Origin of the sequence: Streptomyces sp. NPDC050625, assembly GCF_040654755.1 — a bacterium.
GTDB lineage: Bacteria > Actinomycetota > Actinomycetes > Streptomycetales > Streptomycetaceae > Streptomyces.
This window is the reverse complement of the sequence record NZ_JBFAIQ010000006.1, coordinates 77,664-91,003: the sequence shown is the minus strand read 5'-3', so window position 1 is coordinate 91,003 and position 13,340 is coordinate 77,664. Positions and strand designations below refer to the sequence as shown.

Genomic DNA, 13,340 nt, shown 5'->3' with positions numbered 1-13,340 from the left:
ACCACATCCCCCACGGCGCGGGCCGCGCCACCCCACGACCTCCACCAGCAGTGACCAGGCGACCTAGGAGAGGGCATGTCCCCGCGTACGAACGACAACGAGCCCGCCGCGCGGCCGGTGGACGCAGACGACGACACGGGGGACGCCGAAGCGGTGTCACGGATCACGGACGGGGACCAGGCGCCGGGCGCCGGAGCGACGGGTGACGACTCCGCGGCGCCGGTCACCGGAGCGACGAGTTCTGACGACGGCGAGGCGGCCACCGGGGCACGGACCGACGAGCGGGTCGAGGCCGTACGGCGGGTCGGTGCTGCCGGGCGTCGCTGGCGGGCCGCCCGGCTCGCCACCTGTGCCGCCCTGTTGGCCGTGGCGCTGACCGGCGGGGCGATCGCCCTCGGGGCGGCGCGGGACGGGGCGCCGGCAGCCGTGGCGGCCGCCTCCAGTGCCGTGGATCCCGCGTTGCTGACCAGCGGGAGCCTCGACGCGAGCATCGCCGCCCTGCAGAGCCATCTCCGGTCGCAGCCCAAGGACTACGGCAGCTGGGCTGCCCTCGGCCTCGCCTACGTGGAACAGGCCCGGACCAAGGGCGACCCGTCGCGCTATCCGCAGGCGGACAAGGCCCTGCGACGCTCACTGACGCTGTCCCCGGACAATGAACAGGCCCTGTGCGGCCGCGCCGCCCTCGCCGCCGCGCGGCACGACTTCAAGGGCGCCCTGACCTACGCGGACAAGGTCCTGAAGGAGAACCCCTACAGCGAACGCGCCCTGTCCTCCCGTATCGACGCCCTGGTCGAACTCGGCCGGTACGACGAGGCGTCGAAGGCCGCCGACACCGCCGACGAGCGCCGCCCGGGAGTGCCCGTCTTCACGCGCTACGCCTATGTGCGCGAACTGCGCGGCGAGGTCGGCGCGGCACGGCAGGTCCTGGAGCAGGCCCTGGCCGGCGCCACTTCGAAGGGCGACATCGCCTATGTCGCCGCCCAGCTCGGCCAGCTCGCCTGGAACCAGGGCGACTACAGGACGGCGCTCACCTACTACGCGCGGGCCCTGGCCGCCGACGAGAACTACCTGCCCGCCCTGGAGGGCCGCGCCCGCGCGCAGGCCGCGAGCGGCGACCGGGCCGACGCCGTCAAGGGCATGGAGCTCGTCGTCTCCCGCTATCCGCTGCCCGGCCCCCTCGTCGAACTCGGCGAGCTGTACGAGGCCCGCGGCGCCGAAGGGGACAAGGCCAAGGCCGGCGACCAGTACGCCCTGGTCGACGCCTGGATCGCCCTCGCCCGTGCCAACGGCGTCAACGCCGACCTCGACACCGCCCTGGCCGCCGCCGACCACGGCGACAAGGCCGAGGCCCTGCGCGCCGCACGCGCCGAATGGGCCCGCCGCCACACCGTGCACACCGCGGACGCCCTCGCCTGGGCCCTGCACGTCAACGGCCACGACCAGGAGGCCCTCCCCTATGCCCGCCGGGCCACCGCCACCGGCTACCGCAACGCCTCCTTCCGCTACCACCTCGGCATGATCGAACTCGCCACCGGCCACAAGAAGGACGCCGGCGACTCGCTTCGGTCGGCCCTGAAGCTGAACCCCGGCTTCTCCCCCCTGGGCGCGGCCAGGGCCCGTACGGCGCTGAAGACCCTGGAGGCGGCCAAGTGAAGCCCCGTCGCCGACTGTTCGCCTCCGCCGCGGCCGTGCTCACGGCCGCCTGCGCGCTCGCGCTCGCCCCTTCCACGAGCGCGAGCGCGCACCCCCTGGGCAACTTCACCGTCAACCGCTACGACGGTCTGGTCGCCGCCCCCGGGCAGCTGCGCGTCGACCACGTCGAGGACCTCGCCGAGATCCCGGCCACCCAGGCCAAGCCCGACATCAAGCGGTTCGGCATGACCGAGTGGGCCCGGCAGCGGTGCGCGAAGGCCGCCGAGGGCAGCAAGGTCACCGTCGACGGCCGTACCACCGCACTGTCCGCAGAGAGCAGCCGCGCCCGGCTGCGGCCCGGGCAGGCTGGGCTCAACACCCTCCGCGTGGAGTGCCGGCTCACGGCCCGGCTCCCCGAGGGCGGCACGGTCACCCTCGGCTTCCACAGCGCGGGGGCGTCCACCGGGCCCGGCTGGCGGGAGATCACCGCGCGCGGCGACCGGATGACCCTCGCCGCGTCGGACGTCCCGGCGAAGTCCGTCTCGCACGAACTCACCAGCTATCCCAAGGAGTTGCTCTCCTCCCCCGCCGACACCGCCACCGCCTCGCTGCGGGTGCGCCCCGGCGGGCCCGCCCTCACCGAGGAGCGGCAGGACGCGCCGGCCGCCTCCGTACTGCCCCGCGGCGCCGACCGCTGGACCCGGGCCCTGGACAATCTGGTCGCCCGGCACGACCTCACCGCCGGCTTCGCCGCCCTCGCGCTGCTCATCGCGATCGGCCTCGGCGCGATGCACGCCCTGGCCCCGGGCCACGGCAAGACCCTGATGGCCGCGACGGCCGCGGCCCGCGGCGGCCGGGCCCGGCTGAAGGACGTGCTGCCGCTCGCCGCCTCGGTCACGGTGACCCACACCCTCGGCGTCGTCGCCCTGGGCCTGCTCGTCACCGCCGGTTCGGCCGCCACCCCCTCGGTGATCGCCTGGCTGGGCATCGCCAGCGGCGTCCTGGTGACCCTGGCGGGCGCGAACCTCCTGCGACGCGCCTGGCGCACCCGCGCCCACGCACACCACCACCACCCTCCGCACGGGCACAGCCACACACACCGTCACGAGGAGGCGCCGGAGCGCCCGTTGGCACTGGTCGGCGCGCACGACGGAGCGAATCCGACGGCGCACGCCCATGACCACGACCACGGGCACGGGCACGGGCACGGGCACGGGCACGGCGAGGATCACGGGCACGGGCACGACCATCACCACGGTCACGACCACGGTCGCACCCACCCCCACGCGGTGGAACACACCCACGGCGGCTTCACCCACACGCACCCCACCGCCCCCACCCTGCGCGGCACGATCCTCCTCGGCTTCGCGGGCGGGCTCGTGCCCAGTCCGTCCGCCGTGGTGGTCCTCGTGGGCGCGGCGGCCCTCGGCCAGGCCTGGTTCGGTCTGCTGCTCGTCGTCGCCTACGGGGTCGGGCTCGCCCTGACCCTCACCGCGGCCGGGTTCGCGGTCGTCAAGCTGGGTACGGGAATCAACCGGGTGATGGACGGGCGCCCCCGCTGGACCACCCACCCGGTAACCGCCCTGGTGCGCCGGACCATGCCCTTGGCGTCGGCGTTCGTCGTTCTGGCTCTGGGAGCCGGATTGGTGCTCAAGGGGGCGGCATCCGCACTCGGCTGAGCTACTTTTGTGGAGATATCACGCGAGATGCCGTGGGGGGCGCCGGTGTCCGAAGAACCGGGCAGTGAACGTGTCATCGCGGGCCGCTACCGGCTCCTGTCCCCGCTCGGCGAGGGCGGCATGGGAACGGTGTGGCGGGCCCGCGACGAGGTGTTGTACCGCGAGGTCGCCGTCAAGGAGGTGCGGGCCCCGGCCGGGCTGCCGGGCCCGGACGTCGAGCGGATGTACGCCCGCCTGGAGCGCGAGGCATGGGCGGCGGCCAGGGTCGCGAACCGCAACGTGGTGACGGTGTACGACGTGGCGATGGAGGGCGGCCGGCCCTGGATCGTCATGGAGCTGATCCGCGGTGTGTCGCTCGCCGACCAGTTGGAGGCCGAGGGCCCGCTGTCCCCGCAGAGCGCCGCGCACATCGGCGCGGAGGTGCTGGCCGCGCTGCGCGCCGCGCACGACGCCGGGGTGCTGCACCGGGACGTGAAGCCGGGCAATGTGCTGATGGCGAACGACGGCCGGGTGGTGCTCACCGACTTCGGCATCGCCACGGTGGAGGGCAGCTCCGCACTGACCATGACCGGCGAGGTGATCGGCTCGCCCGAGTTCCTGGCCCCGGAGCGGGCGTTGGGCCGTACGCCCGGCCCCGAGTCCGATCTGTGGTCCCTCGGCGTGCTGCTGTACGCGGCCGTCGAGGGCAGCTCGCCGTTCCGCCAGGACACCCCGCTCAGCACGCTGCGGGCCGTCGTCGACGAGGAGCTGCCGCCGGCCCGGAGAGCGGGGCCGCTCGCCCCGGTCATCGAGGGCCTGCTGCGCAAGGACCCGGCGGACCGGTTGCCGGCCGACGTCGCCGAGCGGGATCTGCGGCTGATCGCGGCGGGCGGCACCCTGCGCGCCGACACGGTGTCCGCGTCGTCGTACCCGCAGACCGTCGCGGCCCAGCCGCAACAGCCGTTCCCCACACCGCCGATGCCGGTGCCGGTGCCGACCCGGCCGGTGCCGGGCGGGACGACCACGGCCACGGCCACGCGGCCCGACCGCAACCGGCGGGCCGCGGTCGTCCTGGTCGCGGGGCTGGTCGCCGTCGTGCTGGCGCTGGCGGGGCTGACGTACGCGCTGCTCAACCGCGACAACGGCGGTGACAAGGGGAACGCCGGAGGGAGCAGCAGCCAGTCGGGCAGCAATCTCAGCTCCCCCGCCCCGAGCCGGACCACCGACACGGACACGGGTGCCCCGCCGCCCACCCCGAGCAGCACCCCGCCCAGCACCCAGTCGGCCCAGTCCGTGCACGTCACGGTGAGCGGCGCGAACACGGACTACTCCGGGGCCTGTCCGCCGCCGAGCGAGCAGGCGCCCACCTTCACGGCGACGTTCACGGTGGGCCGGCTGCCGGCACAGGTGGAGTACCGGTGGGTGCTCAAGGACGGATCGGTCTCCGACCCGGGGTGGAAGACGCTGTCGTTCCCCTCGGGCGGCGGGAAGTCCCAGCAGGACAAGGTGAGCGTGACGACGTACGAAAGCAACGGGACGATCCGGAACGCGATCAGCGTCGAGGTGCGCGGTCCGGTGCGGACGACGTCGAACTCGGTGCCGTTCTCGGTGACCTGCGCGACGACGGAGACCCCGACGGACGGGGCCTCCTCGCCTTCGGCCTCGCCCTGACGGGTCAGGCCGCGCTGGTCAGCACGGGCAGATAGCCGCCCGACTGGCCGGCGGCGGTCGGGTGGTACGACACGCCGATGTCGAACCATTCGAGGCTGTGCAGCCAGGAGCTGCCGGAGCAGATCTCATGCCCGCTGAAGGTGGTGCGGACGTCGGCGAACGCGAAGCCGTGGTCGGCAGCGCGCTTGGCGATCGCGGCGTTCAGGTAGTCGGCCGCGTCGTTGATCGCGGTGCGTTTGGTCTCGGAGAGGCCGATGCACGACGTGCCCAGCTTGTAGAAGCGGGGGTAGCCGAGCACGACCACGCGGGCGGAGGGGGCTCTGGCGCTGATCGCGTTGTAGACGTTGTCGAGCTTGCCGGGCAGCGTCGAGTCGACGTAGGCCTTCGCGGTGTTGATCCGGGACAGGCAGGTGCTGTCGGAGTTGAGCACACAGGTCGTCATGACATCGGCGAAGCCTGCGTCGTTGCCGCCGATGGTGAGGGAGACGAGGGCGGTCGAGGAGTTGAGCGAGCCGAGCTGATTGGCGAGCACGTCGTCCGTCCGGGCGCCCGAGCAGGCGTTGAAGGCGAACGACGACGGGGCGTGGGCTGCGTTCCACAGGTACGGATACGCCTTGGTGCTGCGGTCGCAGCTCCCACTCGAACTGATGTAGCTGCCCGCTCCGACTCCGGAGGAGTAGGAGTCACCGAGCGCCACATAGCCCCCGGCCGCGGCGAGTTGGGGGGACGCCTGCGCCGTCGCTGCCCCGGTGAGGGCGAAGCCGGCGGCGAGGAGGAGTGAGGTCACGTATACCGTAAGTCGGAAACGTCTCATGGAACCTCCCTTTAGCAGGATCTCTGCCACAACTGTCGTAGCAACTACGCGTGTTGACGGGAAGTGTCCATGCCAAAACTTTTGAGGCCTCAACTTGATCGGTCACGACTGTTCATGGGCCCCGCAAGATCACCCGGCCGCCCCGAAGGGCAACGCCCTTGACGGCCGCCGTTGGGCTGCGCGACATTGAAGTCCGGCATCCGGCGCGTCGGGGGGCAAAGTCGCCCATGCAGACCATCCGTATCAAGTCATCTTCAACGGACGCCGCCGAGCGGGCGCGGACAGGACCGGGGAGGGACCTGTCACCGCTGCTCGCCGGTGCCGCGACAGCCGTCGGGGCAACCGGCGCACTGCTCGCGCTCACCGACGAGGGTTCACCGCTGCGCGGGCCGTTCACGCTGTTCTTCCTGCTCGCGGCGCCGGCGGCCGCCATCGCGGCGGCACTGCGCGGGCTGGATCCATTCGGCCGGACGCTCGCGTCATTGGCCGGTGCCGTGGTCGTGAACATGCTGGTGGCACAGGGAATGCTGGCCGTGCACCGGTGGTCGGTCCGCGGGGGTGTGGTCGTCGTGACCGCGCTCAGCGTTCTTCTGCTGCTGGGGGTTCTGCTACGGCCGGCGGATCGAATTCTCGGGCGGATCGGAAAGGTCCGTTCGAGGAGTTGAACAACGACCACCAAGGTTGTGCAACGGCCAAACCAACAAAAACGTGAGACCTCGTTCCAGGTCTTGCCATACAGGTTGAATCGTCAATACCGTCGTACATCTCACCCGCATCGGTCCGTCACTACGCGGCTCCAGGGGAGGGCTCAAGGACCGCGACGTTCCGGCGCGGGGCGCGGTAGGGGGGTGCCGTGCTCGGTGACCGCACTTGTGACCGAGTCGTGCCGCGCGACCGGCTGCCGTTTTTCCCCGGCAGCCCGGCCAGCTTTGCCAGCTCACCCGCGTGCACGGAGATCCGTTCACCGTGCCGTATGTGAGAACCCCCCTTTCGAACCGGATACAAAACCGGGCCGCCCAGGGGCGGGCGGTCCACCGGACGAGAGGGACAAGACTCATGAGTTCTGTTGTGCGCCCGCCCACTTCGGGCCAAGATCCGTTAACGGCGGGCACCTACCGGCCGATCTCTTCTCACCTGGCCATCGCGCCACCGGTGAGCGTGGTGATCCCCGCCATGAATGAGGCGGAGAATCTGCCCTACGTCTTCAAGACACTTCCGGACTGGATACACGAAGTCGTTCTTGTGGACGGCAATTCCACCGACGACACCGTCGAAGTGGCCCGTGAACTGTGGCCGAAGGTCAAGGTCGTCGAACAGCGGGGCAAGGGCAAGGGGGACGCCCTGATCACCGGGTTCGAGGCCTGCACCGGCGACATCATCGTGATGGTCGACGCGGACGGCTCGGCCGACGGCAACGAGATCGTCTCGTATGTCTCCGCCCTGGTCTCGGGCGCGGACTTCGCCAAGGGCTCGCGGTTCGCCAACGGCGGCGGCACCGACGACATGACCTTCATCCGCAAGCTGGGCAACTGGGCGCTGTGCACCATCGTCAACCGCAAGTTCGGGGCCCGCTACACGGATCTCTGCTACGGATACAACGCGTTCTGGCGGCACTGCCTCGACAAGATCGACCTCGACTGCACCGGCTTCGAGGTGGAGACCCTGATGAACATCCGGGTGGTCAAGGCCGGGCTGAAGGTGCAGGAGATTCCCAGCCACGAGTATCTCCGCATCCACGGCACGAGCAATCTGCGGGCCGTGCGGGACGGGTTCCGGGTGCTCAAGGTCATCCTGAAGGAGCGTTCCAACCGGCGTGCGCTGCGGCGCCGCGAGCACCACTCGCCGATGCTGAACACGGGTCGGGGAGAGCTGTCTTGAGCGATCCCGACATCTCCGTCGTGATCTGCGTGTACACCGAGGACCGCTGGGAGGACATCCTCGCGGCGGTCTCCTCGGTGCGCGCGCAGTCCCGGCCCGCCCGGGAGACGCTGCTGGTCGTCGACCACAACAGGGCGCTCCTGGAGCGGCTCACCAAGGAGTACAAGGAGGCCGGCGAGGTACGGGTGCTCGCCAACGCGGGTCCCCGTGGCCTGTCCGCGGGCCGCAACACCGGCATCGCCGCCTCGTACGGCGAGGTGATCGCCTTTCTCGACGACGACGCCGTGGCCGAGCGGGACTGGCTGCGCCGCTTCGCCGAGGGGTACGCCGACCCGCGGGTGATGGCCGTCGGCGGCCGCACGATGCCGATCTGGGCGTCGGGGCGCCGCCCCGCCTGGTTCCCGGAGGAGTTCGACTGGGTGGTGGGCTGCACCTACAAGGGGCTGCCGCCCGGCCGGATCCGGGTCCGCAACGTCCTGGGCGGAAACGCTTCTTTCCGTCGCACGGCGTTCGACGCGGCGGGCGGCTTCGCCACCGGCATCGGCCGTGACGGCGACAAACGGCCGCTGGGCTGTGAGGAGACGGAGCTGTGCATCCGCCTCACCCGCGCCCGGCCGGACGCGATCCTGCTGATCGACGACCGGGCGGTGATCCACCACCGGGTGCCCGAAGCACGCGAGCACTTCCGGTACTTCCGCACCCGCGCCTACGCCGAGGGACTGTCGAAGGCCCTGGTGGCCCGGAGCGTGGGCGCGGACAAGGGACTCGAATCGGAACGCCGGTACACCACGCGTGTGCTGCCCGCCGGGGTCGCTCGTGGCCTGCGGGACGCACTGCTGGCCCGGCCGGGCGGCGCCGGCCGGGCCGGGGCGATCGTGGCCGGCGTGCTCACCGCGGCGGGCGGGTACGTGGTGGGGAGCGCACGGGCGCGCACAGGTGACACCACGTTCTCCGTCGTGGAGGTCGAAGGGGGGACCGGATGAGCGACACCCGCGTGCCGATTCTCATGTACCACTCGGTCGCGACCGCGCCGAACGACGCCACCCGGGCCCTGTCGGTCGCCCCGGAGGCGTTCGCGGAGCAGATGGCGCTGATCGGCGACCTGGGCCTCACCCCCATCGGCACGGCCGAGCTGGCGGCGAGCTGGCGCTCGGGCGGCCCGCTGCCCGAGCGCCCGGTGCTGATCACCTTCGACGACGGCTACGAGGGCGTGCACCGGCACGCCCTGCCCGTCCTCGCCAAGCACGGCTTCGCGGCGACGCTGTTCGTCTCGACCGGCTGGATCAGGGGCGCCTACGACACCGGGGGCGGCCTGGACACCATGCTCGACTGGCACCAGGTGTGCGAACTCGCGGGCGCCGGGGTCGAGATCGGCGGGCACAGCCATACGCACCCGCAGCTCGACCAGCTCGACGACGACACGCTGCGCTCGGAGCTGACCCGCTGCAGGGAGATCGTCGCCGACGAACTGGGCACCGTGCCGGCCTCGTTCGCCTACCCCTACGGCTACTCCAGCCGCCGGGTGCGCCAGGCAGTGCGGGAGGCCGGGTTCGCGCAGGCGCTCGCCGTCGGCAACGGGCTGGCCCGCCGCGGTCAGGGGCCGTACGCCCTGCAGCGGGTCACCGTGCGCCGTGGCACCGGCGCCGAGGAGTTCGAGCGGCTGGTCGAAGGCCGTTCGATCGGCCGGAACTTCGCCAGGGACCGTGCCCTGACCAAGGGGTACGCCGTCCTCCGCAGAGCACGTCAGGTCCGCCGGAAGGCCATCCGTTCCCGTGTCTGACACGACGACCACGACCGAGGCCGCAGCGCCCGGGACACAGGCGCCCGAGCAGCCGGGGCGCCGTCTCCGGCTGCCCGTCAGGAGCCTGTCGCCCGGCGGCAGCCCACTGTTCCGCAACGCCTATGCCCTGATGCTCAACACCGGCATCTCCGCCGTCCTCGGGCTCGGCTTCTGGCTGGCCGCGGCCCGCTACTACACCGAGTCGGCGGTCGGACAGGGCTCCGCCGCGATCGCCGCGATGAAGCTCCTCGCGGGCCTGACCGCGGTGACCCTGACCGGCGCCCTGGCCCGTTTCATCCCGGTCGCCGGGCGCGGCACCGGACGGCTGATCTTCCGTACGTACGCGGGCAGCTCGCTGATCGTGGCGCTGGGCGCGGGCGTCTTCCTGATGACGCTGGACGTGTGGGGGCCCTCGTACCGCTTTCTGCACGGTCCGCTCAACGGGCTCGGCTTCGTCGTGGCCGTCGTCGCCTGGAACGTGCTCACCCTCCAGGACGGTGTGCTGACCGGACTGCGCAGCGCGCCCTGGGTGCCGGTCGGCAACACCGTGTTCTCGGCCGTCAAACTGGGCCTGCTGGTGGCGTTCGCGGTGGCCATCCCGGCGACCGGTGTCTTCGTCTCCTGGGTGGCCGCGATCGCCACCTCGGTGGTGCCGCTCGGCTGGCTGGTGTTCCGGCGCCTGGTGCCCCGGCACGTCAAGGCGACCGCGGAGCACACGAGGCCGCCCACGCTGAGGGAGATCGGCAGATTCCTCGCCGGGGACTACACCGGCTCGCTGTTCTCGCTCGCCGTGGTCTACCTCGTCCCGGTGATCATCGCCTCGCAGGTCAGCTCCGAGGACAACGCGTACTTCTACATCACCACCACGATCGGCGGCACGGTCAATCTGCTCGCCATCAACATGGGCGCGTCCCTGACCGTCGAGGGCTCGCACGAGCCCGCCCGGCTGGCCGCCAACACCCGGGCGGCGCTGCGGCGGATGGCCCGGATCATGCTGCCGATCTGCGGGCTGCTGTTCGTCGGGGCGCCGTGGATCCTCGGCGTGTTCGGCACGGGCTACGCGGACGCGGCGACCCCGCTGCTGCGCTGGTTCGCGGTCGGCGCGCTGCTGCGGGTCGTGATGGAGACGTACTTCGCCGTGCTGCGCGCCCAGAGCCGCACCGCCGGACTCGCCTGGCTGCAGGGGCTGCTGTGCGTCCTGGTCCTCGGTCTGACGCTGCTGCTGCTCCCCCGTATGGGGCTGACCGGCGCGGGCGTGGCCGAGATCTCCAGCCTTGCGGTGATCGTGACGATCGCCGCGCCCCGGCTGTGGCGGACGCTGCGGGCGGCACCGGCCGAGATCCCCGAGGACGCGGCACCGGACGGCGACCTCGCCGACCTGGGCGCGCCCGAGGTCCCGGCCACCACCCAGCCGCGCAGGCGGGGTCCGGCCTGGGCGCTGGACTCCGACACCCTCGCGCTGGGCATCCACGTCGACTTCGACCACCTGGAGCGCCGCCCCGACGTGCGCCCCGGTCCGGGCACCCCGCCCACGGGCACGCCCGTGCCGCATCCCGAGGACCGGCCGACGTGGGCACTGCGGCCACGGCCGGCCGAGGCCGTGGGGCTGCCCGTCGAAGAGCGCGAGCCGGGCTCGGAGGCCTCGCTGGGTCCGGCCGAGGCCTCGCTGCTGAAGGAGGCCGAGGTCGACGCGCCGTTCGAGGAGGACGTCGTAGCGGAGGCTCCCGACGCGCCGGAGGAAACCGCGGCACCACCGGACGAGGGACCGCCCGAGACAGCGGCCGCATCGCTGCGCGACCGGCTGACGCCCACCCGCTCCGGAGTCGTCCTCGGCTGTCTGCTGTTCGCCGCGCTCCTGCTCTACTGGGTGCCGGCGCTGCGGCTCGGCGAGTCGGACCTGGACGCGATGGGCGGGCTCGGCCTGATCTCCGTACTGCCGCTGCCCACGCTGGTCGGGGCCGCGCTGCTGATCGCGGTGTTCGCCTCGCTGCTCTGGCTGCGCCGCGAGCACCGGGCGCTGCTGCTGGTCACCCTCCTTGCGACGGTGGTGTCGCTGCACGCCCTGCCGGCCGTGATCGAGACGGAACCGCGGTTCGCGACGGCCTGGCAGCACCTCGGGTTCATCGACTACATCGACCGCACCGGGTCCGCCGTGCCGGACCTGGACGCGCGCTGGAGCTGGCCGGGCTTCTTCGCGGTGGCCGCGTTCGTCGCCAAGGCGTGCGGGATCACGGACTTCACGGAGATCATCCGCTGGTGGCCGACGGGCATCCAGCTCGCCTATCTGGCCCCGATGTTCCTGCTCGTGCGCCATATGCGGGCGAGCTGGCGGGCCAGGTGGACCGGCATCTGGATCTTCGTGCTCAGCGGCTGGGTGGGCCAGGACTACTTCTCCCCGCAGGGCTTCACCTATCTGCTCTATCTCGTCTTCGTGGCGATCCTCCTCGTCTGGTTCCGCGCCCCGCGCGTGATCTGGACGAAGTTCCGCCCCGGTGAGGCCGAGGTCGAGCCGGCGGACCGGCGGCAGCGGGCCGTGCTGCTCATGGTGCTCATCGGTCTGTACGCGGCGAGCGTCCCGGCGCACCAGCTCACTCCGTTCGTGATGCTGGGCGTGCTGGCGGTGCTGGTCCTGATCGGCCGGTCGGAGCTGCGCGGTCTGCCGATCCTGTTCGGGGTGCTGGCCGCGGTGTGGCTCGGCTTCATGGCGGAGCCGTACTGGTCCGGGCACTTCAACGACCTGTTCGGCGGGGTCGGCGGGGTCGGCAGCAATGTGTCGACCTCTGTCTCCGGCCGTATCCAGGGCGGCAGTTCGACACACAAGCTGGTCCTGTACACCCGGGTGCTGCTGGCCGGCGGGGTGATGGCGTTCGCCTGCTGGGGCTGGTGGCGGCGGCGCGACCACAAGTACCGCGAGCGGTCGCTGCTGGTGCTCACCTTCGTCCCGTTCCTGGGCTTCGGCATGCAGTCGTACGGCGGCGAGATGGCGCTGCGCGTCTTCATGTTCGCGCTGCCGGGCGCGGCCCTGCTCGGTGCGCTGGCGCTGTTCCCGCGCACCGGGGTCACCGCGAAGGAGCGCGACAAGGACCGGATCAGTCTGGCTCCGCTGGCCGCGCTCATGGCGGGCCTGCTGCTCATGGGCGGCTTCCTGGTGGCCCGCTGGGGCAACGAACCGTTCGAGCGGATCCGGCCGGGCGAGGTCGCGGCCATGGACTATGTGTACGCCCATGACAAGCCGACCGTACGGCTGCTGTGGCTGAGCAACGACACGGTCAACAACGTGACACCGGCGATGCCGTGGGGCGCGCGGGACATGGAGCGGGTCAACTATGTGCCGACCCTGGCCCCGACCGACCCGGTCCTGGTGTCGGGCCTGGTCAAGGCACTCAAGGACGCGGGCCCGAACTCGTATCTGATGCTCAACAGGAGCCAGATCACCTACCTCCAGATGGACGTGGGCTACTCGGCGACCTGGGAGTCCCGGCTGATCCAGAACCTGGACGACCGGCAGGAGCTGAGGAAGGTCCTGGTCAACGATGACGTCACGATGTACGCGATGCGCAAGCAGCCCGCGGGCAACGTGCCGCGGCCGGATCCCGGTCCGATCGGGCCGCAGGTGACCTGGACACCCTGGTCGGTGGTCGGCGGGCTCGCGGCGGTCGCGCTGATCCTGCTGCTCACCGCACGCGAGGTGGTCCGGGTCGCGGTGCGGCCCGGCGTGCGTCAACTGCGCTGGCTGCAGAGCAGTTTCTGGTTCTCACTGCCCCTGCTGGCGGTCCTGCTGGCCTCGCTGGTGCAGCGGTTCCTGACCATGAAGTGAGTCCCGGAGTGGCTCGCCCGGCTAGGCCCTGTCGTCAAATCCCCGTCGTCCGCCCGGAGGACGGGCCCGGCGGCGTCATGGGGGTCCCCC

General features: G+C 71.7%; 9 protein-coding genes. 8 read left to right on the top strand and 1 reads right to left on the bottom strand.

Features of this window, described 5'->3' with window-relative positions; translation table 11 throughout:
- Positions 1-75 precede the first annotated feature (75 nt).
- Genes AB0I54_RS16090 through AB0I54_RS16080 form a run of 3 tightly spaced genes read left to right on the top strand, consistent with a single transcriptional unit; the run spans position 76 to position 4,961 of the window.
- A complete protein-coding gene (locus tag AB0I54_RS16090; protein ID WP_363296609.1) occupies positions 76-1,653 on the top strand; it encodes a tetratricopeptide repeat protein in 1,578 nt (525 codons plus the stop codon).
- Positions 1,650-3,311, top strand: coding sequence for a sulfite exporter TauE/SafE family protein (locus tag AB0I54_RS16085; protein ID WP_363296608.1), 1,662 nt, complete (start codon positions 1,650-1,652; stop codon positions 3,309-3,311). Before AB0I54_RS16090 ends, AB0I54_RS16085 begins: the two co-directional genes overlap by 4 nt.
- 45 nt (positions 3,312-3,356) lie before the next feature.
- Positions 3,357-4,961 (top strand): serine/threonine-protein kinase, encoded by a 1,605-nt coding sequence (locus AB0I54_RS16080; RefSeq protein ID WP_363296607.1) that lies wholly within the window; start codon positions 3,357-3,359, stop codon positions 4,959-4,961.
- Between the two features lie 4 nt (positions 4,962-4,965).
- Here AB0I54_RS16080 and AB0I54_RS16075 read toward each other — a convergent pair whose 3' ends face one another.
- Positions 4,966-5,775: an SGNH/GDSL hydrolase family protein gene (locus AB0I54_RS16075; RefSeq protein ID WP_363296606.1), complete on the bottom strand. Its 810-nt coding sequence runs from the start codon at positions 5,773-5,775 to the stop codon at positions 4,966-4,968.
- A gap of 227 nt (positions 5,776-6,002) precedes the next feature.
- Here AB0I54_RS16075 and AB0I54_RS16070 point away from each other — a divergent pair, with 227 nt between their 5' ends.
- From AB0I54_RS16070 to AB0I54_RS16050, 5 genes are all read left to right on the top strand, one after another.
- Positions 6,003-6,440, top strand: a complete 438-nt coding sequence (locus tag AB0I54_RS16070; protein ID WP_363296605.1) for a hypothetical protein — start codon at positions 6,003-6,005, stop codon at positions 6,438-6,440.
- Positions 6,441-6,831: 391 nt separating this feature from the next.
- Positions 6,832-7,653 carry a glycosyltransferase family 2 protein gene (locus AB0I54_RS16065; protein ID WP_363296604.1) on the top strand — a complete coding sequence of 274 codons (822 nt, stop codon included), beginning with the start codon at positions 6,832-6,834 and terminating at the stop codon, positions 7,651-7,653.
- Positions 7,650-8,636 carry a glycosyltransferase family 2 protein gene (locus AB0I54_RS16060; protein ID WP_363296603.1) on the top strand — a complete coding sequence of 329 codons (987 nt, stop codon included), beginning with the start codon at positions 7,650-7,652 and terminating at the stop codon, positions 8,634-8,636. Before AB0I54_RS16065 ends, AB0I54_RS16060 begins: the two co-directional genes overlap by 4 nt.
- A complete protein-coding gene (locus AB0I54_RS16055; protein ID WP_363296602.1) occupies positions 8,633-9,433 on the top strand; it encodes a polysaccharide deacetylase family protein in 801 nt (266 codons plus the stop codon). Before AB0I54_RS16060 ends, AB0I54_RS16055 begins: the two co-directional genes overlap by 4 nt.
- Positions 9,426-13,250, top strand: a complete 3,825-nt coding sequence (locus AB0I54_RS16050; protein WP_363296601.1) for a lipopolysaccharide biosynthesis protein — start codon at positions 9,426-9,428, stop codon at positions 13,248-13,250. Before AB0I54_RS16055 ends, AB0I54_RS16050 begins: the two co-directional genes overlap by 8 nt.
- The last annotated feature ends 90 nt before the right edge of the window (positions 13,251-13,340 follow it).

Coding starts and splice junctions, on each gene's coding strand:
- AB0I54_RS16075 (WP_363296606.1), bottom strand. CDS start 5,775: ATGAGACGTTTCCGACTTACGGTATACGTGACCTCACTCCTCCTCGCC.
- AB0I54_RS16090 (WP_363296609.1), top strand. CDS start 76: ATGTCCCCGCGTACGAACGACAACGAGCCCGCCGCGCGGCCGGTGGAC.
- AB0I54_RS16065 (WP_363296604.1), top strand. CDS start 6,832: ATGAGTTCTGTTGTGCGCCCGCCCACTTCGGGCCAAGATCCGTTAACG.
- AB0I54_RS16070 (WP_363296605.1), top strand. CDS start 6,003: ATGCAGACCATCCGTATCAAGTCATCTTCAACGGACGCCGCCGAGCGG.
- AB0I54_RS16055 (WP_363296602.1), top strand. CDS start 8,633: ATGAGCGACACCCGCGTGCCGATTCTCATGTACCACTCGGTCGCGACC.